General features: G+C 59.8%; 19 protein-coding genes. 9 read left to right on the top strand and 10 right to left on the bottom strand.

Annotation, left to right across the window (positions count from 1 at the left end; all coding sequences use genetic code 11):
- Positions 1-8: 8 nt before the first annotated feature.
- From K3727_02260 to K3727_02295, 8 genes are all read left to right on the top strand, one after another.
- Positions 9-1,241, top strand: a complete 1,233-nt coding sequence (locus K3727_02260; protein UWQ91658.1) for a Tm-1-like ATP-binding domain-containing protein — start codon at positions 9-11, stop codon at positions 1,239-1,241.
- Between the two features lie 290 nt (positions 1,242-1,531).
- Positions 1,532-3,628, top strand: coding sequence for an enoyl-CoA hydratase/isomerase family protein (locus K3727_02265; GenBank protein ID UWQ91659.1), 2,097 nt, complete (start codon positions 1,532-1,534; stop codon positions 3,626-3,628).
- On the top strand, positions 3,628-4,803 hold the full coding sequence (locus K3727_02270) for an acetyl-CoA C-acyltransferase (GenBank protein ID UWQ93242.1): 1,176 nt from the start codon (positions 3,628-3,630) through the stop codon (positions 4,801-4,803). The genes K3727_02265 and K3727_02270 overlap by 1 nt, the downstream gene beginning before the upstream one ends.
- Positions 4,804-4,960: 157 nt before the next feature.
- Complete coding sequence (locus K3727_02275) at positions 4,961-6,160, top strand: acyl-CoA dehydrogenase family protein (protein UWQ91660.1); 1,200 nt, start codon at positions 4,961-4,963, stop codon at positions 6,158-6,160.
- Entirely contained in the window at positions 6,157-7,287 is a 1,131-nt protein-coding gene (locus tag K3727_02280) for an acyl-CoA dehydrogenase (GenBank protein ID UWQ91661.1), read from the top strand. The genes K3727_02275 and K3727_02280 overlap by 4 nt, the downstream gene beginning before the upstream one ends.
- The gene (locus K3727_02285) at positions 7,190-7,690 is read left to right on the top strand and encodes a PaaI family thioesterase (protein ID UWQ91662.1); all 501 of its coding nucleotides are present in this window, start codon (positions 7,190-7,192) and stop codon (positions 7,688-7,690) included. Before K3727_02280 ends, K3727_02285 begins: the two co-directional genes overlap by 98 nt.
- The gene (locus K3727_02290) at positions 7,687-8,466 is read left to right on the top strand and encodes an enoyl-CoA hydratase/isomerase family protein (protein ID UWQ91663.1); all 780 of its coding nucleotides are present in this window, start codon (positions 7,687-7,689) and stop codon (positions 8,464-8,466) included. Before K3727_02285 ends, K3727_02290 begins: the two co-directional genes overlap by 4 nt.
- Before the next feature lie 44 nt (positions 8,467-8,510).
- Complete coding sequence (locus K3727_02295; GenBank protein ID UWQ91664.1) at positions 8,511-10,001, top strand: acyl--CoA ligase; 1,491 nt, start codon at positions 8,511-8,513, stop codon at positions 9,999-10,001.
- A 202-nt stretch (positions 10,002-10,203) separates the two neighbouring features.
- Here K3727_02295 and rpe read toward each other — a convergent pair whose 3' ends face one another.
- The gene (gene rpe / locus K3727_02300; protein ID UWQ91665.1) at positions 10,204-10,893 is read right to left on the bottom strand and encodes a ribulose-phosphate 3-epimerase; all 690 of its coding nucleotides are present in this window, start codon (positions 10,891-10,893) and stop codon (positions 10,204-10,206) included.
- 180 nt (positions 10,894-11,073) lie between these two features.
- On the opposite strand from rpe, the gene K3727_02305 reads away from it, so the two are divergent.
- Positions 11,074-11,877: an ATP-binding cassette domain-containing protein gene (locus K3727_02305; protein UWQ91666.1), complete on the top strand. Its 804-nt coding sequence runs from the start codon at positions 11,074-11,076 to the stop codon at positions 11,875-11,877.
- A 98-nt stretch (positions 11,878-11,975) separates the two neighbouring features.
- Here K3727_02305 and K3727_02310 read toward each other — a convergent pair whose 3' ends face one another.
- The 9 genes from K3727_02310 to K3727_02350 form a co-directional block, all read right to left on the bottom strand.
- Positions 11,976-12,665 (bottom strand): DUF1045 domain-containing protein, encoded by a 690-nt coding sequence (locus K3727_02310; protein ID UWQ91667.1) that lies wholly within the window; start codon positions 12,663-12,665, stop codon positions 11,976-11,978.
- A 45-nt stretch (positions 12,666-12,710) separates the two neighbouring features.
- Positions 12,711-13,187 carry a class I SAM-dependent methyltransferase gene (locus K3727_02315; GenBank protein ID UWQ91668.1) on the bottom strand — a complete coding sequence of 159 codons (477 nt, stop codon included), beginning with the start codon at positions 13,185-13,187 and terminating at the stop codon, positions 12,711-12,713.
- Positions 13,184-13,942, bottom strand: coding sequence for a polysaccharide deacetylase family protein (locus K3727_02320; GenBank protein UWQ91669.1), 759 nt, complete (start codon positions 13,940-13,942; stop codon positions 13,184-13,186). The genes K3727_02315 and K3727_02320 overlap by 4 nt, the downstream gene beginning before the upstream one ends.
- Positions 13,939-15,075, bottom strand: coding sequence for a glycosyltransferase (locus K3727_02325; GenBank protein UWQ91670.1), 1,137 nt, complete (start codon positions 15,073-15,075; stop codon positions 13,939-13,941). The genes K3727_02320 and K3727_02325 overlap by 4 nt, the downstream gene beginning before the upstream one ends.
- Complete coding sequence (locus K3727_02330; GenBank protein ID UWQ91671.1) at positions 15,072-15,662, bottom strand: histidine phosphatase family protein; 591 nt, start codon at positions 15,660-15,662, stop codon at positions 15,072-15,074. The genes K3727_02325 and K3727_02330 overlap by 4 nt, the downstream gene beginning before the upstream one ends.
- Positions 15,659-16,732 carry a glycosyltransferase gene (locus tag K3727_02335; protein UWQ91672.1) on the bottom strand — a complete coding sequence of 358 codons (1,074 nt, stop codon included), beginning with the start codon at positions 16,730-16,732 and terminating at the stop codon, positions 15,659-15,661. Before K3727_02335 ends, K3727_02330 begins: the two co-directional genes overlap by 4 nt.
- Complete coding sequence (locus K3727_02340) at positions 16,729-17,973, bottom strand: glycosyltransferase (GenBank protein UWQ91673.1); 1,245 nt, start codon at positions 17,971-17,973, stop codon at positions 16,729-16,731. The genes K3727_02335 and K3727_02340 overlap by 4 nt, the downstream gene beginning before the upstream one ends.
- Positions 17,970-19,136 carry a hypothetical protein gene (locus K3727_02345; protein ID UWQ93243.1) on the bottom strand — a complete coding sequence of 389 codons (1,167 nt, stop codon included), beginning with the start codon at positions 19,134-19,136 and terminating at the stop codon, positions 17,970-17,972. Before K3727_02345 ends, K3727_02340 begins: the two co-directional genes overlap by 4 nt.
- Before the next feature lie 62 nt (positions 19,137-19,198).
- A complete protein-coding gene (locus tag K3727_02350; GenBank protein UWQ91674.1) occupies positions 19,199-20,479 on the bottom strand; it encodes a nucleotide sugar dehydrogenase in 1,281 nt (426 codons plus the stop codon).
- Between the last annotated feature and the right edge of the window lie 105 nt (positions 20,480-20,584).

Consider the following 20,584-nt stretch of genomic DNA (forward strand, 5'->3'; position numbering starts at 1 on the left):
GCGAAGACATGACCAAAAAAACCATTCTCGTCGCCGGCACCTATGACACCAAAGACGATGAGCTGACCTATTTGTCGGATGTGATCCGGGCACAGGGTGGCAATGTCCTGTCGATGGATGTCAGCGTTCTGGGCGATCCGTCCAAACCCACCGATGTCAGCAAACATGACGTGGCCGAGGCGGGTGGGAGTAGCATTCAGCAGGCCATAGAGTCCGGCGACGAAAACACCGCGATGCAGATCATGGCGCGTGGATCGGCGGCCAAGGCGCTGGCATTGTATCGTGCCGGGCAGATCGACGGGGTAATCGTCCTGGGCGGGACCATGGGTACCGATCTGGCGCTGGACCTGTGTGCGGCGCTGCCGGTGGGTGTGCCGAAATATGTGGTTTCTACGGTATCATTCTCGCCGCTGATCCCGCCCGAACGACTGCCATCGGACGTTCAGATGATCCTGTGGGCCGGAGGGCTTTTTGGGTTGAATTCCATCTGCAAGGCCTCTCTGTCCCAGGCGGCAGGTGCAGTGTTGGGTGCGGCCCGAGCGGTTGAGGCGCCGAAACGGGATCGGCCGCTGATCGGCATGACGTCGTTTGGCAAGACGGTGCTGCGGTACATGGTGACGCTGAAACCGGCGCTGGAGGCGCGCGGGTTCGAAGTGGCCGTCTTTCATGCCACCGGAATGGGGGGGCGGGCCTTTGAAAGCCTCGCTGGCGAAGGAGCCTTTGCAGCGGTGTTTGACTTTGCTCCTCAGGAAGTGAGCAATCACATTTTTGGTGGGCTCAGCGCCGGGGCGGATCGGATGACCAATGCCGGGAAATCCGGCACGCCTCAGTTGATTGCGCCGGGATGTTACGATCTGGTGGATTTTGTGGGATGGCAGGATCCGCCGCAACAGTTGGTGGGGCGTGAAACCCATGCGCACAACCGGCTTCTGACGTCGGCCATGTTGGACGCGGATGAACGCCGCACCGTCGCACGCGCAATTTGTGACAAGCTGTCCGGGGCGACCGCACCTGTTGCGCTTTTGTTGCCCCAGGGCGGGTGCAATGAATGGGACCGGCCCGGCGGTGAATTGCATGATGCTGGCGGTCTGATCGCCTTCTGTGACGAGATCAAATCAGCCTGCCCGGAAAACGTCATGCTGCACGCGATGCCAGACCACATAAATGATGCCGCATTCTGTGATCGTGCGCTGGCGATCTTTGATGAATGGATCGCATCCGGTGTTGTGACCGGCAAATAGCACCGTTGTCTGTGACGGAACGTCGTGGCGGTCCCCGTGGTGGGGGTCGCCTTTTTTGTCTTGATCGGGCCTATGGGCTCTGAATAGGCTGCGATCAAATTTGCGAAACAATGTTCCGCTTTGCGGATCCTGTGCCCTTAGTTCGGTGAAAAACAGGGGTGTAGACCATCTGTCGTTTGATTTGTGCCAGGAGGTACGTTACGTCTGGCAATACAGCGACCGAACGGTCGGTTATTTATATTTGATGCGACCCCGGACACGGGATGTCGGACAAGGAGAGGAAGACCACCATGAGCGAAGCCATCAGATACGAACGCGTTGGTGATATCGCAGTGCTGGCAGCAGACAATCCGCCGGTCAATGCGCTGGGGCTGGCGGTTCGTCAGGGATTGCAGGCTGGGATCGAGCGGGCTGAATCCGAAGGAGCCAAGGCGGTTCTGATCTATGGAACGGGCCGCACCTATTTCGCCGGGGCGGATATTCGCGAATTCGGCAAGCCGCCACAGGAACCCGGCCTTCCCGATCTGTGCAATCGCATCGAATCTTCGCCGTTGATCGTGGTGTCGGCGCTGCATGGGACGGCGTTGGGTGGCGGGCTCGAAGTGGCGCTGTCGTCGCATTATCGCATCGCGGTTCCATCGGCCAAGGTGGGCCTGCCCGAAGTGCATCTGGGCATTTTGCCCGGCGCAGGTGGAACGCAGCGGTTGCCGCGTGTCGCAGGTGTCGAGGCGGCATTGGACATGATCACCACCGGACGGCATGTGGGGGCTGGCGAGGCGTTGAAACTGGGGGTGCTTGACCGGGTGGTTGATGGGGACCCGCGGGACATCGGTCTGGCCTATGTACAGGAATTGCTCGACAGCGGCGCACCCCGTCGCGCTGTTGGTGAATTGCCCGCGCCTGCGCCAGTTGATTTTGATTCGGTGTATGATGCGGTGCTGAAAAAAGGCCGGGGTCAGCAATCCCCGGCGACCGCAGTGCGTTCTGTTCAGGCCGCCTGCGAAGCAGCCACGTTTCAGGATGGGATCATCCGCGAACGTGAACTGTTCATGGATCTGATGAATTCCGATCAGCGGCTGGGTCTGATTCACGCGTTCTTTAGCGAACGGGCGGTGTCGAAATTGCCCGAACTCAAAGGGGTCGAACCGCGCCCGCTGGCCTCCATTTCGGTTATTGGTGGCGGAACCATGGGGGCAGGAATCGCGACGGCCGCGCTGTTGGCTGGTTTGAATGTGACCCTGTTGGAAATGAACGACGCCGCTGCCGCTGCAGCCAAGGGTCGGATCGAGGGCAATCTGCAGGGTGCCCTGAAACGGGGCAAGATCAGCCAGGCGCAATTCGACACCCTGACGAACCAGTCGCTGACCATGGCCACGGACTATGCCGCGCTGAGCGACGTGGATCTGGTGGTCGAAGCCGTGTTTGAAGACATGGGCGTCAAAAAACAGGTCTTTACCAAGCTGGATGAGGTCTGCAAGCTAGGTGCAATCCTGGCGTCGAACACTTCGTATCTGGATGTCGATGAAATCGCGGCCTGTACATCGCGCCCACAGGATGTCATTGGCCTGCACTTCTTTTCACCCGCACATGTGATGAAGCTGCTCGAAGTGGTCGTTGCAGAAAAGACCGCTCTGGACGTGGTTGCGACCGGATTTGCTTTGGGCAAGTTGCTGAAAAAGATCTCGGTGCGTGCCGGTGTCTGTGATGGTTTCATCGGCAATCGGATTTTGGCCACCTATCGCACGGCAGCTGATCATATGGTTCTGGACGGGGCTTCGCCCTTTCAGATCGACAAGGCGCTGACCGGTTTTGGTTTTGCGATGGGTCCCTATGCAGTGTCTGATCTGGCCGGGTTGGACATCGGGTGGGCGGTGCGCAAGCGCAAACGCGCCGAAGGGATGGATCCACGTGCCCGTGACAGTTCTTATGCGGACAAGCTGTGCGAAGGGGGAAATTTCGGCCAGAAAACCGGCAAGGGTTATTATGTGTACGAGGCCGGTAAACGTGGTGGCACACCCAATCCCGAGGTCATGCAATTGATCGAAGCGGAGCGCGCAGCCAAGGGGATCACACCGCGTGACTTCAGCGACGAGGAGATCGTGCGCAAATACATGGCGGCGATGGTGAATGAAGCGGCCAAGGTCGTGGGCGAAGGCATTGCGCGGCGCCCGCTGGACGTCGATATGACCCTGCTGTTCGGCTATGGCTTCCCCCGCTATCGCGGTGGACCGCTGAAATGGGCCGATATCGTCGGTCTGTCGGATCTGCTGGACGATATCCAAACCTATGCACAGGATGACGCCTATTTCTGGCAACCCGCGCCGCTGTTGGAACAGCTGGTGGCCGATGGCCGCAGCTTTGATGATCTGAACAAGGAAACCGCATGATGAAACAAGCCGTTATCGTATCTGCTGCCCGCACCGGGCTGGCCAAATCCTTTCGTGGATCGTTCAACGTCACTCATGGGGCGACCATGGGGGGGCATGCAGTACAGGCCGCTGTTGCCCGCGCAGGCATGGATGGCTCCGAGATCGAAGACTGCATCATTGGCTGTGGCTTTCCCGAAGGCGAAACCGGCGGCAACATCGGCCGCCAGATCGCCATTCGTGCGGGTCTGCCGGTGACTGCATCGGGCATGACGGTGAACCGTTTCTGTTCCTCGGGTTTGCAGACCGTGGCCCTGGCCGCACAGGCAATCACCGAAGGTGGATCCGGGGCCATGGTGGCCGGCGGAGTTGAAAGCATCTCGATGGTGCAACCCAAAACACGCCCATCGCCCGAAGCCTGGATCGCCGAGCATAAACCCGCGATCTATATGCAGATGATCGAAACGGCGGATATCGTGGCCGAACGCTATGGCATCAGTCGCGAGGATCAGGATGCCTATGGGCTGCGGTCGCAACAGCGGATTGCAGCAGCCCAGGCGGCTGGCACGTTTGATGATGAAATTGCTCCGATGCAGGCGACCATGGCTGTCAAAGACAAGGAAACCGGCGAGATCTCGATGCGTGAGGTGACTGTGGATCGGGATGAATGCAATCGCCCGACCACCACGCTCGACGGTCTTGCGGGGCTGGAACCGGTGCGCGGGGCGGGCAAATTCATCACCGCCGGAAATGCGTCACAGCTGAGCGACGGGGCGGCCGCAGTTGTCCTGATGGAAGCGACTGAGGCGGAAAAGCGCGGTCTGGACCCGATGGGCGCATTCAAGGGCTTCTGTGTTGCAGGGTGCGAACCTGACGAAATGGGCATCGGCCCTGTCTTTGCGGTGCCGCGCCTGCTGGAACGCCATGGCCTGACGGTTGATGACATCGACATCTGGGAATTGAACGAGGCCTTTGCCAGCCAGGCGCTTTACTGTCGCAACCGTTTGGGAATCGACGATGCCAAATGCAATATCAACGGCGGGTCCATCGCCATTGGCCACCCCTTTGGCATGACCGGAGCCCGGATGGTCGGCCACATCATGCGTGAAGGCAAACGCCAGAACGCCAAGCTGGGCGTTGTGACCATGTGCATCGGTGGCGGCATGGGGGCGGCTGGCCTGTTCGAAATCTACTGACCGGGCAGGGGGCGCTGCCCCCTCGGCCCCTTTGGGGCCTCACCCCCGGAGTTTCTTGGGCAAGATGAAAGAAAGAGCTCCTCTATTCATCTTGCCAAAGAAACTCCGGAGCGCGAGGCAGAGCCTCGCATGAAACACGCACTCTGGGAGGAACCGCATGGATCTGAGCTATACCGCCGAGGAACTGGCTTTTCGCGACGAGGTGAGAGACTTTCTGGAGAAGAACCTGCCCCAAGAGATGTCCGATGCTGTTCGCGATGGGCGCAGTTTGGGCAAGGCGGGTCATGACCGTTGGCATGCAATCCTGAATGAGCGCGGTTGGCTGGCCCCCAATTGGCCGCGCGAGTTTGGTGGCTGTGAATGGAGCGCCGTGCAGCGGTTCCTCTTCGAGGAAGAATGCTGTCGCGCCCATGCCCCCCGCATCGTGCCTTTTGGTCTGACCATGCTGGGTCCGGTTTTGCAGCGATTTGGTTCGCCGGATCAAAAAGACCGGTTTCTGCCCCGAATTCTGTCCGGCGAAGATTGGTGGTGTCAGGGGTATTCCGAACCGGGTGCGGGATCGGATCTGGCGTCGCTCAAGACCAAGGCTGTTCGAGACGGAGACCATTACGTGGTCAATGGTCAAAAGACATGGACCACGTTGGGGCAATACGCCAATTGGATCTTCTGTCTGGTGCGCACTGACAGCACCGTGAAACAGCAGGAAGGGATTTCCTTTCTGCTGATCGACATGAACACGCCCGGGATCGAGGTGCGCCCGATCATTCTGTTGGATGGGACGCATGAGGTGAACGAAGTCTGGTTCACCGATGTCCGTGTCCCGGTAGAGAACCTGGTGGGCGAGGAAAACAAGGGCTGGACCTATGCCAAATATCTGCTGACCCACGAACGTACCAATATTGCCGGGGTCGGGTTTTCCCAGGCCGGTCTGGATGCGGTCAAACGCATGGCGCGGGTCGAAATGTCGGGTGGGCGCCCCTTGATCGAGAACCCGCATTTCGCGGCGCGGCTGGCCCGGGTCGAGATAGATCTGATGGCTATGGCAACCACCAATCTGCGGATTATTTCGCGGGCCGCGGCGGGTCAGGCACCTGGCGTTGAAAGCTCGATGCTCAAGGTCAAGGGGACGATCATCCGGCAGGAGATCAACGATTTGGCCCGTCGCGCCGCTGGCATCTATGCGATGCCCTTTGCGTCCGAAGAAGTGGAGGGCGGCAATGAACCCCCTGTCGGTCCTGACGGCAGCGGGCCGGTTTCGGCCCAGTATTTCAACAATCGCAAGCTGTCGATCTTTGGGGGGTCGAACGAAGTTCAGCGCAATATCATTGCCAAGGTAAAGCTGGGAGGTGGCGCATGAATTTTGACCTGACCGAAGAACGCCAGATGTTGCAGGACACACTGCGCCGGTTTTTGTCCGACCGTTATACCACTGACGTGCGCAACCGGATTATTGACAGCGACACGGGGTTTTCAACCGAACTTTGGGCGCAACTGGCCGAATTGGGAATTGTCGGTGCCCTGTTTTCCGAAGCGCAGGGTGGATTTGGTGGAGCCGGGTTCGACATCACCACGGTGTTCGAAGAACTGGGCCGTGCTGGCGTGGTTGAACCGTTCCTGGATACAGCCATTTTGGGTGGTGGTCTGGTGGCGTCCCTGGGGAACGCGGATCAACAGGTGCTGGTTGAACGGGTTATCGCAGGGGACCTGCATCTGGCGCTGGCTCACAGTGAACCGACGGCGCGGTATGATCTGAACCGGGTTATGGTATCGGCCACTGTGTCCGGAGACGCTGTGCGGCTGAAAGGGCGCAAATCTGTGGTGGTCAATGCCGAAGCAGCCGAATTCCTGATTGTGTCCGCACGCGAAAGCGGCGCAGTGGATGACTGCGATGGCATTTCCTTGTTTCTGGTCCCGCGCGAGACAGCGGGTGTGATCGTGCGCGGGTATCCTTTGTTGGCGGGTGGACGGGCCGCCGAAGTTGAGTTTGAAGATGTCGTGGTGCCGGAAAGCGCGCGTTTGGGCACGGCTGGCACCGCATATACTGCGCTGGCCGAACGGGCGGCGGCGGCGTCGGTTGCGCTGGCGGCTGAAACCTTGGGTGCGATGGAAACCGCGACCGAACTGACCCGCGGTTATTTACAGACGCGCCAGCAATTTGGGCGTCCGATTGGCAGCTTTCAGGCGCTGCAACACCGAATGGCGGATCTGTGGATAGAAATGGAGCAGGCCCGATCGGCCACGATCAACGCAGCGGGACATCTGGCGGATCAGCCCCACATGCGGGATCTGCACGTCGCGGCAGCGCGCAATCTCATCGGTCGGGCAGGTCGATTGGTGGCCGAAGACACCATCCAGCTGCACGGCGGTATCGCCATGACCCGGGAGTATGAGCTGGCCCATATCGCCAAACGGATCGTTATGGCCGATCATCGGTTCGGAGACACCGATTACCAATTGGAGCAGTTCATTGCCCTCAGCGCCTGATGCCGACGATATCCGTTTTATAGAAGACCCCGGCTGCCAACAGATGGTTGGCTATCGGACCCGGTTGGACCGTCACGCTGGCACCTGCACCGTGACGTTGGAGTTGGAGGACAAGCACCTGAACCGGCATGGCATTTTGCATGGCGGGATGGTCGCAACCCTGTTGGATGTGGTCTGTGGCAATACTGCTTCGCACTATTTTGATCCGATTGACCATGCACCTTTGGTCACTGTGTCGCTGAATCTGAACTATGTTGCAGCGGCCCGTGCCGGAACGGTGACGGCCACGGCGCGCCCCGCCGGCGGCGGCAAATCCATCGCCTATATCAATGGTGAATTGCGCGACGCCGAAGGGCAAATGCTGGCCACTGCCTCGGGTATTTTCAAAAGGATCCGCACATGACCAAACTGGCCCGCGTGGAGGATCAGGACGATCGTGCCGTTGTGGTCAATATGAACCCGACGCGGCGCGGGGCATTGTCGCAGGATTTGTACGATGCAATCAACGCCGCGCTGGAATTGGCGCACCAGACACGGATTCGCGCGGTTTTGCTGACCTCGGAAGGCGGCTTCTTTTGCGCGGGCGGGGATCTCAATGTTCTGATTGACCGGCGTGGGCTGACGGAAGCTGAACGCCGGAACAAGGTCGATGACCTGCATGATGTAATCCGTGGTATACGCGCCTGCCCGGTGCCCGTTATCGCGGCGGTGGACGGGGGCGCTGCGGGGGCCGGGGCGTCTTTGGCATTGGCATGTGATTTGATTGTGGCAGAAGCTGGGGCCAATTTCACCGCCGCTTATGTCAAAGCGGGGTTGGTGCCTGACGGTGGGCTGACGGCGTCGCTGGCCCGGATGGTGCCTCGCCCGTTGGCGATGGAGATGTGCCTGCTGGGCCGTCCGGTCAGTGCCGAGCAGCTGCAGGCATTGGGAGCTATTACGTCTGTTGCCGCGGCCGGAGAGGTTTTGGACCGGGCGCAGGAGCTGGCGGACGCGCTGGCACAGGGGCCGCGTGATGCACAACGGGTGATCCGGGGACTGGTCGCTGGGGCTTATGACCGTTTCGAGATTGCACAGCTGGATGCGGAACGTGATGCGATGGCACGGGCCGCGGGAGGCACCGAAGCCGCAGAAGGGATCGCCGCGTTTCTGGAGAAGCGGCCACCGCGATTTCAGACATAAAGACTGGGCACCGGGTGCCTGTGTTGCCTTGGGAGGGGAGTGGAATGGACAGAGTGGAAGATCTGCTGCGGCACCAGTTGGAGGTGCGCCCCTCGGCCTTGGCCTTTTATGACAGCAGCGGTGCCTGCTGGACTTATGCTGATCTGGATCGTGCCTGTGATGATCTGGCGGTGCATCTGGCCCAATCGGGAGTACAGCGTGGAGACCGGGTTTTGATCCTGTCGGAAAATTGCTGTGCCAAGGTCGCGGCCCTGTTTGCCTGTTATCGCATGGGGGCGGTTGCCGTGCCGGTGAATGCCCGTCAGACACGGGCCGAAATCGAACGCATTCAAGGTCACGCCACCCCGGTTGCGGCGGTGTTGACCACATCTGTTTCTCCTGATGCCCAGGCGCATGCCGCCTGGATGAATGCCGGGGAAATCACGGGGCGCTTTGGGGCGGTGCATCTGGCCCGAACAGGCCAAAGCAACCCGGATGCGCCGGATGATCTGGCCGTTCTGTTGTATACGACCGGCACGACCGGCGATCCCAAGGGCGTGATGCTGAGCCATGCCAACCTGTTGTTTGGCGGGCGCACCTCTGCCGAGCTGCGCAACATGACCGTTGATGACGTGATTTATGGGGTGTTGCCGACGACCCATGTTTTTGGGTTGGCCTCTGTGGTGACGGCGGCGATTCACATCGGTGCGCCGGTCCGGTTGGAAGCGCGATTTTCCGCAGCACATCTGTATCAGGCGTTGCGCGAGGGTGTGACGTTATTGTCTGCGGTGCCGCAGATGCATGCCCTGTTGATGCAATACACCAAGGAACAAGGATTTGACCGGTTGGAGGGCAGCGCGCTGCGCTATGTGTCGTCCGGGGCTGCGCCGTTGGATCCGGATTGGAAACGTCGGGCCGAGGCCTTTTACGGGGTGGCGGTTCAAAATGGCTATGGCATGACAGAAACCACGGCTGGCATCTGTGCGACCAGCAACCCGATTGGTGTGCCGGATGTTTCGGTCGGCCCTCCCTTGCCAGAAGTGAACGTGAGGCTGGACGAAACCGTGAGCGGCGGAGGCGGCGGGTTGGGCGAAGTTCTGGTTCAGGGCCCCAATGTCATGCTGGGGTATTACCGGAACCCGGCAGAAACCATGCGGGCGCTTGATCGGGACGGCTGGATGCGCACGGGAGATCTGGGGCGGTTCGATGCGGCTGGATTGCTGCATATAGATGGGCGTGCCAAGGAGTTGATCATTCATGGTGGGTTCAATGTGTTCCCGCCCGAAGTCGAAGCGGCGTTGAACGCCCATCCCCAAGTGGTGCAATCCGCAGTCGTGGGGCGACGGGCCGATGGAGACGAGGAAGTGGTGGCCTTTGTTCAGGTCGCGTCCGGGGACATGCCTGACACCGAGGAGTTGCGCGCTTTTGTGGCGAGTCAATTAGCCGGATACAAACGCCCAAGTCAGATCATCCTGGCCACATCATTGCCGGCGGCCCCGACCGGCAAGATCCTCAAGCACAAGCTGCTTGGGCATTTTGCCGATCAGTTGGTCTGACCCGTCAGTTATCAAAAGGTGTGGCTGTGCCGCGCTGGATCATTTTCTGGTTTAGGGGCGCTGCCCCTCTTGGCTTGCAGCCAATTCACCCCGGAGTTTTATGGCGAGATGAAGAAGGGGAGCAGATATTTGACCGGCCATCTTTATCTCCTGCCAGCAGGTCGGGGCAGGAGAATTTGGCGGCATCTTCAACCATTGGCCGTCAGACCCAGACCCCTTCGGCCGCTGCGCGGATTTGGCGAATATTTTCGCCATAGGGGGCAGGGTTGGACACCGAACCGCCGCGGAAAGCCGCAGACCCGGCGACCAGAACGTCTGCGCCAGCCTGGGCCACCAGAGGCGCGGTTTTGGGATCAACCCCACCGTCGATTTCGATGTGGATCGGACGGTCGCCGATCATGTCGCGCAGGCGGCGGATCTTGGATGTCATGTCGATGAACTTTTGCCCGCCAAACCCGGGGTTCACCGTCATCACACAGACCAGATCGGTCAGATCCAGCAGGTGTTCGATGGCATCTGCAGGTGTGCCCGGGTTCAGAGCGACCCCGGCCTTGGCCCCGCTGCCGCGAATCGCCTGAAGCGTGCGGTGGATATGCGGGGTGGCTTCGATATGGGCGGTAATGAAATCAGCACCTGCCTGAGCGAAAGCCTCGATGTAGGGATCCACTGGCGAGATCATCAGGTGCACATCCATCACGGTTTTGATGTGGGGGCGGATCGCAGCACAGGTCGCCGGACCAAAGGAGATGTTGGGCACAAAATGGCCGTCCATGACATCGACATGGACCCAATCTGCGCCTTGCGCTTCGATGGCTTGGCATTCTGCGCCAAAATTGGCGAAATCGGCAGCCAGGATAGAGGGGGCGATCTTGATGTTGCGATCAAAGGACATCGGGCAGCTTCCTTGTGCACGAAAAGGAGGGGTCTGGGCCATATAGCCTGTCTTTTGGAGTTCGAACAGGGGTGGGCGCAACAACTTGGTCCTGCGCATGAATGCCCCGGTGTTCACGTTACTGTCACGTCAGTATCGTTTTATGGGGCGACGGATGTTCGGTCGATCGGGAGAGTAAGCGTGTTCAGTATTGTTGATCCGGAAAAATGCGTGGTTGGACAGTCGATAGCAGAGCGGGTCGCGACACCATGTGTTGTCGGGCTTATCGGTCGATCCGGGGTCGACGTGCCGGACATATTGAATGCGCTGGGCCTGATGAACAGGCCCAAGGCAGGTCATGTTGCCTGCGGTGGACCGGCTGAGGATCATGCACCGTCGGGATGGCAGTCTGATTGTGCAATGATCCGCTCAGGTTCTGATCTGGATCCGCACAAGGACGTCATTTCAACTGTTTTGTACGGTGGAGACGGTGGGCAATTTGCCTTGGCCAAAGTGTTCAAGCTGCACGCCTTGGACCGGGTTGATCGGGCGTTGGCGCTTTTGGATGATCTGGGAATTGGTGTTTTGGCATTGCGCAGGGTCGAACAGCTGTCTGATGGGCAACGCCAGCAAGTTGCCATTGCTTCGGCATTCATGGATGCGCCTAAGGTCGTATTTGCCGTGGAGCCAAGCGCGGGGTTGGACCCGCTGAATGCCCGGGCCGTGATGCAGAACCTGCGCCGCCTGCAGGAGGATCGGGGCTGTAGCGTGGTTCTGGATCTGCAATCATCAGATATCGCGCAGCGATATTGCGATTATGTCGTCAGGTTGGATGACGGGTGTGTCGCCGCTGATGGGGTGTCCAGGGATCTGAGTGGCACCGCCTTGAAGATTTTGCCCGGCGGTTCGGCTCCAACCGGTGCCGACAGGACGCAGTCCGGTCGGCGGTCCGAGTGGCACTGCGCCAATCCGGAACAGACGGGCGCACCAGCGCCTGTATCCTGAACCGGTCCTGTTCCCTGCGCAGAAATACGCAGCCTTGCGCAATGCTGTCCAATGACTGAAACGATCCGGGATAGCGGCTTTGGCCTCAGGAAACTTGGTCAGGCCTGGCCTGTCAGTTTGAATTGTTCGATCAGGTGAAACCGGCCGTCTGCCGCTTCGCCAACCAGGGCAATCTGCGACAAGATGTAGGGCACAGGGAGCAATGGGGCCAAGCGGTCCTTCAGTAGGGTTTCGACCTGCAACAGGCGTGGTTTGGGTAGTTTTCCGGTCAAAGTGATGTGAAATCGAAAGTGATCCAGCACATGGGGGTACCCCCATTGTGCCAGGTTGGCCAGATGTGCCTGAGACATGTTGGGACGCACCCGGCGCGTCTGTTCTTCTTTGGACGGGGCGGCGCGATACTGGTCCAGCTCGGTTACACAGGCCGCAGCCAATCGGTTCAGGTCAGAGGTATCTCCAATCGCCCCGAGTGCTAGGAACCGCCCTATGCGCGTGAGCTGTAATCCGTCCAAGGTGACCGGTGCCCGGGATTTGGCGAGCGTTTCGCAGGCTGCGCGCAGGGCATCGGCGGAGTGGTTCGGTGCCAGACGCATTGGAGGCTTCAGCGTTGCATGCAGCCCGTATTTCCTGGGCGTTTCGGTCAGGGGACTGATGTCCAGATCCGCGATATCCGGATGTGGGACAGGCTGCCCAAGCGCCATGTCCCAGCCCAGCCACTGAGTCGCAAATCGGCTCCATGGCGCATCAGCGCCGGGGACGTAATAGATGGCGTATCGGGTGAATGTCATTTGAACCCTATGTGTGTGGCTGTTTGCGATCTGGGGTATTTCGGCTCAGGCACGGTAGAACAGGTAACGGCCCGGCGGGATGCCGACGGGGCCGTCGAGTTCGGTGAACCCAACCAGCGGTTGGCCCGAGACAATGATCCCACCCGGCACCATGACCGACGCGATGGTCGGGGAGAGCCGGGCCGCCTCGGCAACGTCCTTTTCCTTGATCCCAAAGCCGAAGTCATAATGGGCCAGGGCAACCTGGTGATCATTTTGGGCCAGCCTGTTCAGCATTGGCTCGGCCTCACCCTGTAGGAAATCGGCCTCGGGGGGCACACAGGAGGGATGGCATTGCAAAACGCGGTCGATCACCCAGATCCTGCGGTCTGTCAGGATCTCGCGCAGGTGGTCATAGGTCCGCCCATTACCCAATCCCATATCCAACACATCCCCCGATATGTCGGTGACCTGATCGGCGGCCCAATTCAGGCCGTCCCTTTGGGCGGTCAGTCGGCGCAGCATACTGTCCAGTCGGCTCATGTTGTTGTCCTTGATTGATAGATCCATGTGGTTGCCGGGCCTGCCAACAGGCGGGTGATCAGCGCATCTGTAAATGCCCAGATCGCGTCATCATGAATCAGATGGTGGGTGAGAATTCCATAGGGTTCGGCATTGTCCGTATGCCCGGTGCGCCGGTGTGCCATATCACGCGCAATCTGATCCACCAGCTGTTGGGCGGGGACCAGAGATCGGCTGGCTTTCCAGTGGATGGGATCAAGGTGGGTATTGATCTGCACCAACCCCGGTGCTGCCAGCCGGGATGTGCGCGGCGTATAGGTCGAAAGCGCGGCATAACCCAAATCGGGCAAGCCCGCGACGATTTCGGGGGCGATCCGATTCCACGGTGGCACAAACATTGGAACCAGAGCGCCAGCAAACAATTGCTGCAACGTTGCCAGGCCCCGAAGGGCATCGTCCAGCATGTTCTGCGCGGGTCGATGGGCTCCAAATTCCGCTTTTTTTTCTGTCAACGGCGCGTGGGAGGTGTGCGTCCACCCATGGACCACAGGACGCAGGTGAGTTTGAGCAATCCGATGCGCCAATGCCTGAGACGCCATCGAGGGGATAACGGCCAGATGCACAGGCAGGCACAGTCGCTCAGACAGTGCAATCAGGCGTTCCAAGTGCTGGGTTGGCGCGATTGCATCATCATCACGCCACCACAAAGGCAAGGTCAACCCAAGGTCCTGCCATCTTGCCATTTCCTGATCCAAGGGACTCCAATCGGGGGTCATGGGCGCTCCTGTGCCATTTTACAGGCAATGTCGACGGTGTTGTCTGCGCCGTCAAATGCGATGGTGTCGCTCTTGCGCGCCAAAGCAGCCCGGACCCGGTTCACTGCTGCGCCCAAGGTTTGTGGGGTCAGGTTGGCGCTGGGGATCACTTCGATGCCGCGCATCCTGGCAAGGCTGGTCGACCGCAGGGTCTGTTCGACTTCGCTGCCGGCATCAAATGGAATCAGCACGGATGGAACCCCGGTCTGGAGCAGATCCATTGTGGTGTTGTACCCGCACATGCCGACCAGAGCCGAGGCATGGCACAACATCTGGCGAAAATCCGGGCGGGCCGTGTCCAAGACAGCAGGCGATTCAATGGTTCGAAATCTGTCTATCCGGGTCTTGGCTTCGGTTCCGCCCACCAGCAGGTGCCAGGTGGTTTCCGTGTCTGTCCGGGCGGCGATCATTGCCGTTTCATACAGCGCGTCACCCACGCTGCCACCTCCGGCGGAAACCAGAACTTCGCCTTTACCGACCTGCTGCGGATGTGGAGACGGCGGCGGAGGCGCGACAAATCCCGTATATCGCAGTTTGGTGGCCAACAGAGGGGAAACAGGCCAACTGACATCCAGTGTGGTTGTGGTCGGGTCGGAATGGACCAGCACGGCATCATACCAATTGGCGATCACCTCATCGGCTGCCACTGCCTTTTTTGGTTTTGAAGGCGGGGCAAGAATATCCCGGATCGAGCTGAGGATCACCGGGCGTATTGGCAATTGGTGGGCGGCTTGCAAAAGCGACAGGAACTCTGCCGCCAGCACGCGGCGGCCAAATGGGTAAAGCTCGGTGATCAAAATGTCGGGCTGTAGGGTGACGAGCGTCTGACGCAATGCGTCTGCGCGGCTACCAAGATAGGTTGTGTCGGCGCACGATCCGGTGGGGGTCAACAAGCGGGTGAAATTCACGCCGTCTGAACGCAGGGCAGGAAGCTGCACGAACTCTATGCCATCGGTTTTCAACTGAGAAACCGGAAACCCGCCCGAGGCGAGCACCACATGATGCCCCTGTTGGGCAAACGCCCGACCCAGGGTCAGGGCCCGGCTGAGATGCCCGGTTCCCAACAGATGGGTGACGGCGATCATGACTTTCACGGTGTGATATCCCGAACGGCCAGTCGAACAGGGTCTGGTTGGGCGCGCAGGGTGTCGCCGTCCAATTCGATCACGAACAATCGGTTGCGTTTGATCCGGAATGGGGCTGGACCTTCAAAGTTCCAGCCATGCGCCTGCGCCAGCAGTACCCGCATGATGCCGATATGGCAGACCGCCACCGTATCGCGCCGCAGCCCGGCCACCCAGGGTTGCAGGCGGTCGCGGATCTGTGCCGGCGATTCGCCGTCTGGTGGGCAGAAGTTCCAGCCCCAGTGTTCGATGTGGCGATAGCCGCTGTCGGGGGTGGCGATCAGCTCCTTGCCGTGCTGCCCTTCCCATTTCCCCCAGTTCATTTCGGTCAACGCGGGGTCGGTGCGGGGTGCGCGGCCGGACACCAGTTCTGCAGTTTCAACCGCCCGTTTGAGCGGAGACGCCCAGATATCGGCCTGGTCCCAAGGGGGCGGCAGCATTTGCGCGGCCAATTCGGTGCGTGCGGAGGCATCCAGCGGAATGTCGCTGCGCCCCTGAATGCGGCCAGCGCGATTCCAGTCGGTGTGACCGTGACGAAGTAGGGCAAGGCGGATCATGACGGGGTCTCCAACAGGGGGGTGACAGCTGACCAAAACCGGAGCGACGCAGAACCGATCAGGTGGTTGGCCTTGATATAGTCTCGGGCCGTGCGCCCACGATACTGGCGCAGTTTCGGATCTGCCAGCAGGCGCGAGATTTCGCCAGCCAGAGCAGATTCGCCCTGTTCGAGCGCCGGGTAAGATCCGGGGGCCAACACATCGCGGACCCCAGGCCGATTTTGGGCCACAACAGGGAGACCATGGGCCTGCGCTTCGAGGTAGACCATACCAAAGGCTTCATTCACACCGGGCCACAGAAACAGCCCTGCCCGCCGGTAGGCGTGAGACAAAGCGTCCTGATCCAACCGGCCCAGATATGTCACGCGATCCCCATAGGGGGCCATCAAGGCCCTGACCTGGGGTTCGGCGGGGCCATCTCCGGCGATTTCGAGCCGCCAATCGCCGGGTGTTTGGCCCAGAGTTTCTGCTATGATTTTATACGAGGCGAGCTTGTCGCCCTCGCGCATCATGCCAACGCTGAGGATTGGCCCGTCGAGGTCCGAGGCTGGGGGTAAGGTGTCGGTGGGTAAGAACGGCGGCAGCGGTGCCAGGAGCTGTGTCGGAGGTTTGTCACGCTTGAGGGCAAAATGGTCCTGCCCAGTCAGATGAAACACCAATTGAGCGGCGTCACAGGCGTCATGCGCGGCCTGTGCAAAACCGGCCCATGGTCCGGTCAGGCGCTTCTTGGCGCGGGTGGATTCGATCTGGACATAGGGAATTTGTCGTGCCGTACACACCGCAGGGCCAATCAGATCGGGCGCTTTGTAATAGTTGTGGTAGCTGACCCACAGGTCCGTTTCGGGCAGGTCACGGATCAGCCTGTGTGCTTCGGCAGCGGCCTGTTTGCGGATTTCGATCTGTGCCAGTGGATCACCGGCTTTTTCATGCAACCGCAGTTCGGACACCAAGTTCACCGTGGCATCGTTTTGTCCGATCATTGCAATCAGATTGCGGGCCATTTCCCGGTCCCCGGATGGCGTGGGGTGGGTTGGGGCCTTCATGGGCGCATAAAAAGCGACCTGGGTCATGGATCCTGACACATGGTTTTCAGGCGTTTTGACAGCTGGGCAATACCGGGATCCATGCCAAATTCCGATTTCAGCCGAGCCAACGCAGCTTCGGCCATCTTGGCTGCATCATGTGGGTGGGCCGCGATTTTGGTGATGGCGGTCGCCAAAGTATCGGGCAGATCCTGGGCCAGGGTGCCGTGGGTGCCGTTATCAATGAATTCCGGAATCGCAGAGATTGGTGTGGACAAGATTGGCAACCGTTGCGAAGCAGCCTCCATCAACACATTGGGCAGCCCGTCGCGATCGCCATCATCGGCAATTCGGCTGGGAAGCACAAAGAGGTCGCATTCGCGCATGGCGGCGACCACCTCGGGTTGGTCACAGGCCCCTTTCCAGGTGATACGATCGGCAATACCCGCATCCTCGGCCATATCCTGAAGCAGATCCCGCAGACCGCCGCCGCCAATATGGGTCCAATGCCAATCCAGATCGTCAGGCAACAGGGCAAGCGCCGCGATAAGCCGGTCAAACCCTTTCTTTTCGACCAGGCGTCCCACGGACAACATGTGCAGCGGTTCGTGGGCTTGGCGCCAGAGCCGATCGGGGGCATCGGGGAACCGGGTCAGGTCCAGCCCGTGATAAACCAGATCGATGCGGTCCGGGTCTGGGGATGCATTGCGCAAATGACGGGCACCAAAAGCGGTGCAGGTCGCCCCGAAATCGGCCCCATGATGAGCAGGGTCCAGTTTCTCGGAGATTTCCCAGTCCTGCGAGGTCCAGATGTCCTTGGCATGGGCGGAAAACCCCCAAGGCAGACCCCGGATGATGGCGGCATAGCGTGTGACCGATGCAGGGGTGTGCAGGAAATGGGCGTAGAGCCCGGTTATCCCTTCGGGCAATTCATGGGCCAGAACACAGGCCTGTCCAAACCGGCGAATGCGGTTGGTGGTGGGGTCGCGGCGCAGATCGGCGCGCCAGATGCGATAGGCGGCGGCGTATCCGGGAAATGCCCGCACCGCATCCCGGGCGCGCCAGGTGCGTTCCGGTTCCTGATACAGGTATTCGGGAAGGTATCGCACAGGGGCTTGAAGCTGGTCATGCAATGGATGACGTTTCGTGTCGGTCGGATGACGCAGGGACCAAATGGCAAAGCTGTGCCCCGCCTTTTCGAGGGCGACGAGTTCCTGGGCGATAAAGGTTTCGGACAGGCGCGGCCAGCCCTTGACCACAACAGCAAGCGTCTCGGGCGAAGATGTCATTCAGCAGCCTTTGCAGCGGATTTTTTCAGCAGATGCGCAACCCGGGTTGTCACATAGTCGAGCCCATCAAGCAGCCCGGTGGAAATCGCCATGGATGGGCGGGGCTGCCTTGGCAGCCCGCGGATTGCGGCAATCATCGTCTCGACGGTCATCCCGTCCCGTTTTTCGTCCAACATGCGGACCAGCCCCAATTGTTCGGCCCGCGATGCGCGGATCCATTGTTCCAAACGGGGCACGGTTCGCGGGACAATAACAGCCGGTTTGTCAAAGGACAGGACTTCGCAGAAGGTGTTGTACCCTCCCATGCAGACAACACCCAAGGCACCGGAGAACAGGGTTTCGATCTTGGAATCGAACCCGGTTGCTGTCACCCGGCCATGTAATGCGGCAACGCGGTCTTCAAAGTCGTCACGGGTGTCGCCGGAAAGGAATGGCCCATACACCAACAGCGCGCGTGGGGACAAATCAGGGTCGCGTTCATAAGCTTGCAAGACCAGATCTACCATGGCCTTGCCATCGCCGCCCCCGCCGGGTGTAATCAGAATATAGGGTTGCTCGGGTGGCGGTCCCACTGTGCCCAGATCCCGGCGCAAATAGCCGGTCCAGTGCATCCGGTTCTGAATTCGCTCGCTCAGATCCAGCCCCGCGGTCGGATCATAAATGGATCGCAAACCATAAACCCAGATTTCGTCATAAAAGGTCTCGGTTGCGGGGATGGCGTCCTTGCGGTTCCATTCAACGGCCAGGACATCGGGTTCGTCCAGCACATCGCGAAGCCCCAGGATCAGTTTGCAAGTCCCGGCTGCCTTGAGCATTTCGAGCGTTGGCAGCAGTTCGCCGCGAAACCCGGTGGGTTCTTTGTCGACGATCAGAATGTCGGGCGCATATTGCTGTGCAGTGGACCGGATCAGGCCCGAGCGCAGTTCGGTGGTTTCATCAATGCTCATTCCCATGGTGCGGGAGGCATAGGACCCGTCAGAGCGTTTGATCACACCGGGCAAACGCACATGATCGACACCACGAGGAAAGGCAAAGCGGCCTGCAACAGGTGACCCCGTGAGGATCAGCGCAGAGGCCGACGGATCGGCCGCCGTAATGGCCGCGGCCAGCGCCCGGGAGCGGCGCAAATGACCAAGCCCAAAGGTATCATGGCTGTACAGCATGACACGCGGTCCGCGGTCTGCCGATACCGGCTCCTGTTCTGCACCTGTCCCCATTGTCATGCCTATAGCCTCAGATCCGACCCGGATTTCCCAAAAACACCCTTGAGATCGTAAAGAACGGCGCCGGGTTTGCCCAAGGCCCGAATGGCATCGCTGCCCATTTCCTTGAACTGGTCATGCGCGACAGCAACAATCATGGCGTCATAGGCACCGCTCTCGGGGGCGGTGATCGGGGTGAGCCCATAGTCTGCCAAAGCGGTGTGCGGGTCGACCCAGGGATCATAGAGATCCGGGCTGACAGAATATGCTGTCAGTTCCCGCATGATGTCAGCGACGCGGGTATTTCGCGTGTCAGCGCAGTTTTCCTTGAAGGTGAACCCCATCACCAACACCCGTGCCCCCGACGGATTTATCCCCCGTGCCAGCAGCGTCTTGATCAACTCCTGAGTGACATGCACACCCATATTGTCGTTGATCCTGCGTCCGGCCAGAATCACTTCTGGATGGTACCCCAATTGTTCGGCGCGATAGGTCAGGTAATAGGGATCAACCCCGATGCAATGCCCACCGACCAGGCCGGGACGGAACGGCAGAAAGTTCCACTTGGTTCCAGCGGCCTCCAACACTTCGAGCGTATCAAGCCCCATCCGTGAAAAGATCAGTGAGAATTCATTGACCAGCGCGATGTTCAGATCCCGTTGGGTGTTTTCAATGACCTTTGCAGCCTCTGCGGTCATGATCGACGAAGCCCGGTGCAAGCCGGCTTTGATCACCGGCGCATAAACCGCTTCGACCCGGTCCAGGGTTTCCTCGTCCTGGGCCGAGATGACCTTGACCACGTTTTCCATCGAATGTTCGGCGTCGCCCGGGTTCACGCGCTCGGGGGAATAGGCCAGCTTGAATTGTGCGCCTGCTTGCAACCCGCTGAGCCGCGACAGTTCTGGCCCGCAGACCTCTTCGGTCACACCAGGGTAGACGGTCGATTCCAATATGACCAATGCACCTTCGGCCAAATAGGGTGCAATGGTGGCGCAGGCTCCGCGCACCGGGGCGAGGTCGGGGGCCTTGGCATCCGTAATTGGGGTGGGGACCGCAAGAATGAAGCAACTGCACCCTTGCAGCGCATCAGGGGCTGACGAAAACCGGGCCGTAGAGCTCTGCAACGAGGTATCGGACACTTCGCCATTGCGATCCTGTCCCTGCTGCAAAAGCGCAACATGGGCCGCGTCGGTGTCAAACCCCAGGGTGTCAAAGCCAGCCCGAGCCAAAGCCAGGGCCAAGGGTAGGCCTACATATCCCAGACCCAGAACTGCGATTTTTTCCGCTGGAGTTGGAAGTGCCATAGTTTGCCCTTGTACGTCTCTCTCACAAGCTGCGTTCTCGAGAAATTCGGCGCTTGCTTCCAAAGGATCCGGCCTGCTGGATCCGCCTGTATCAATGTTGTTTCC

Source organism: Rhodobacteraceae bacterium M382, from assembly GCA_025141015.1.
In the GTDB taxonomy this organism is placed as follows: Bacteria; Pseudomonadota; Alphaproteobacteria; order Rhodobacterales; family Rhodobacteraceae; genus Aliisedimentitalea; species Aliisedimentitalea scapharcae.

Coding starts and splice junctions, on each gene's coding strand:
- K3727_02260 (UWQ91658.1), top strand. CDS start 9: ATGACCAAAAAAACCATTCTCGTCGCCGGCACCTATGACACCAAAGAC.
- K3727_02265 (UWQ91659.1), top strand. CDS start 1,532: ATGAGCGAAGCCATCAGATACGAACGCGTTGGTGATATCGCAGTGCTG.
- K3727_02270 (UWQ93242.1), top strand. CDS start 3,628: ATGAAACAAGCCGTTATCGTATCTGCTGCCCGCACCGGGCTGGCCAAA.
- K3727_02275 (UWQ91660.1), top strand. CDS start 4,961: ATGGATCTGAGCTATACCGCCGAGGAACTGGCTTTTCGCGACGAGGTG.
- K3727_02280 (UWQ91661.1), top strand. CDS start 6,157: ATGAATTTTGACCTGACCGAAGAACGCCAGATGTTGCAGGACACACTG.
- K3727_02285 (UWQ91662.1), top strand. CDS start 7,190: ATGAGCTGGCCCATATCGCCAAACGGATCGTTATGGCCGATCATCGGT.
- K3727_02290 (UWQ91663.1), top strand. CDS start 7,687: ATGACCAAACTGGCCCGCGTGGAGGATCAGGACGATCGTGCCGTTGTG.
- K3727_02295 (UWQ91664.1), top strand. CDS start 8,511: ATGGACAGAGTGGAAGATCTGCTGCGGCACCAGTTGGAGGTGCGCCCC.
- rpe (UWQ91665.1), bottom strand. CDS start 10,893: ATGTCCTTTGATCGCAACATCAAGATCGCCCCCTCTATCCTGGCTGCC.
- K3727_02310 (UWQ91667.1), bottom strand. CDS start 12,665: ATGACATTCACCCGATACGCCATCTATTACGTCCCCGGCGCTGATGCG.
- K3727_02315 (UWQ91668.1), bottom strand. CDS start 13,187: ATGAGCCGACTGGACAGTATGCTGCGCCGACTGACCGCCCAAAGGGAC.
- K3727_02320 (UWQ91669.1), bottom strand. CDS start 13,942: ATGACCCCCGATTGGAGTCCCTTGGATCAGGAAATGGCAAGATGGCAG.
- K3727_02330 (UWQ91671.1), bottom strand. CDS start 15,662: ATGATCCGCCTTGCCCTACTTCGTCACGGTCACACCGACTGGAATCGC.
- K3727_02335 (UWQ91672.1), bottom strand. CDS start 16,732: ATGACCCAGGTCGCTTTTTATGCGCCCATGAAGGCCCCAACCCACCCC.
- K3727_02340 (UWQ91673.1), bottom strand. CDS start 17,973: ATGACATCTTCGCCCGAGACGCTTGCTGTTGTGGTCAAGGGCTGGCCG.
- K3727_02345 (UWQ93243.1), bottom strand. CDS start 19,136: ATGCTGTACAGCCATGATACCTTTGGGCTTGGTCATTTGCGCCGCTCC.
- K3727_02350 (UWQ91674.1), bottom strand. CDS start 20,479: ATGGCACTTCCAACTCCAGCGGAAAAAATCGCAGTTCTGGGTCTGGGA.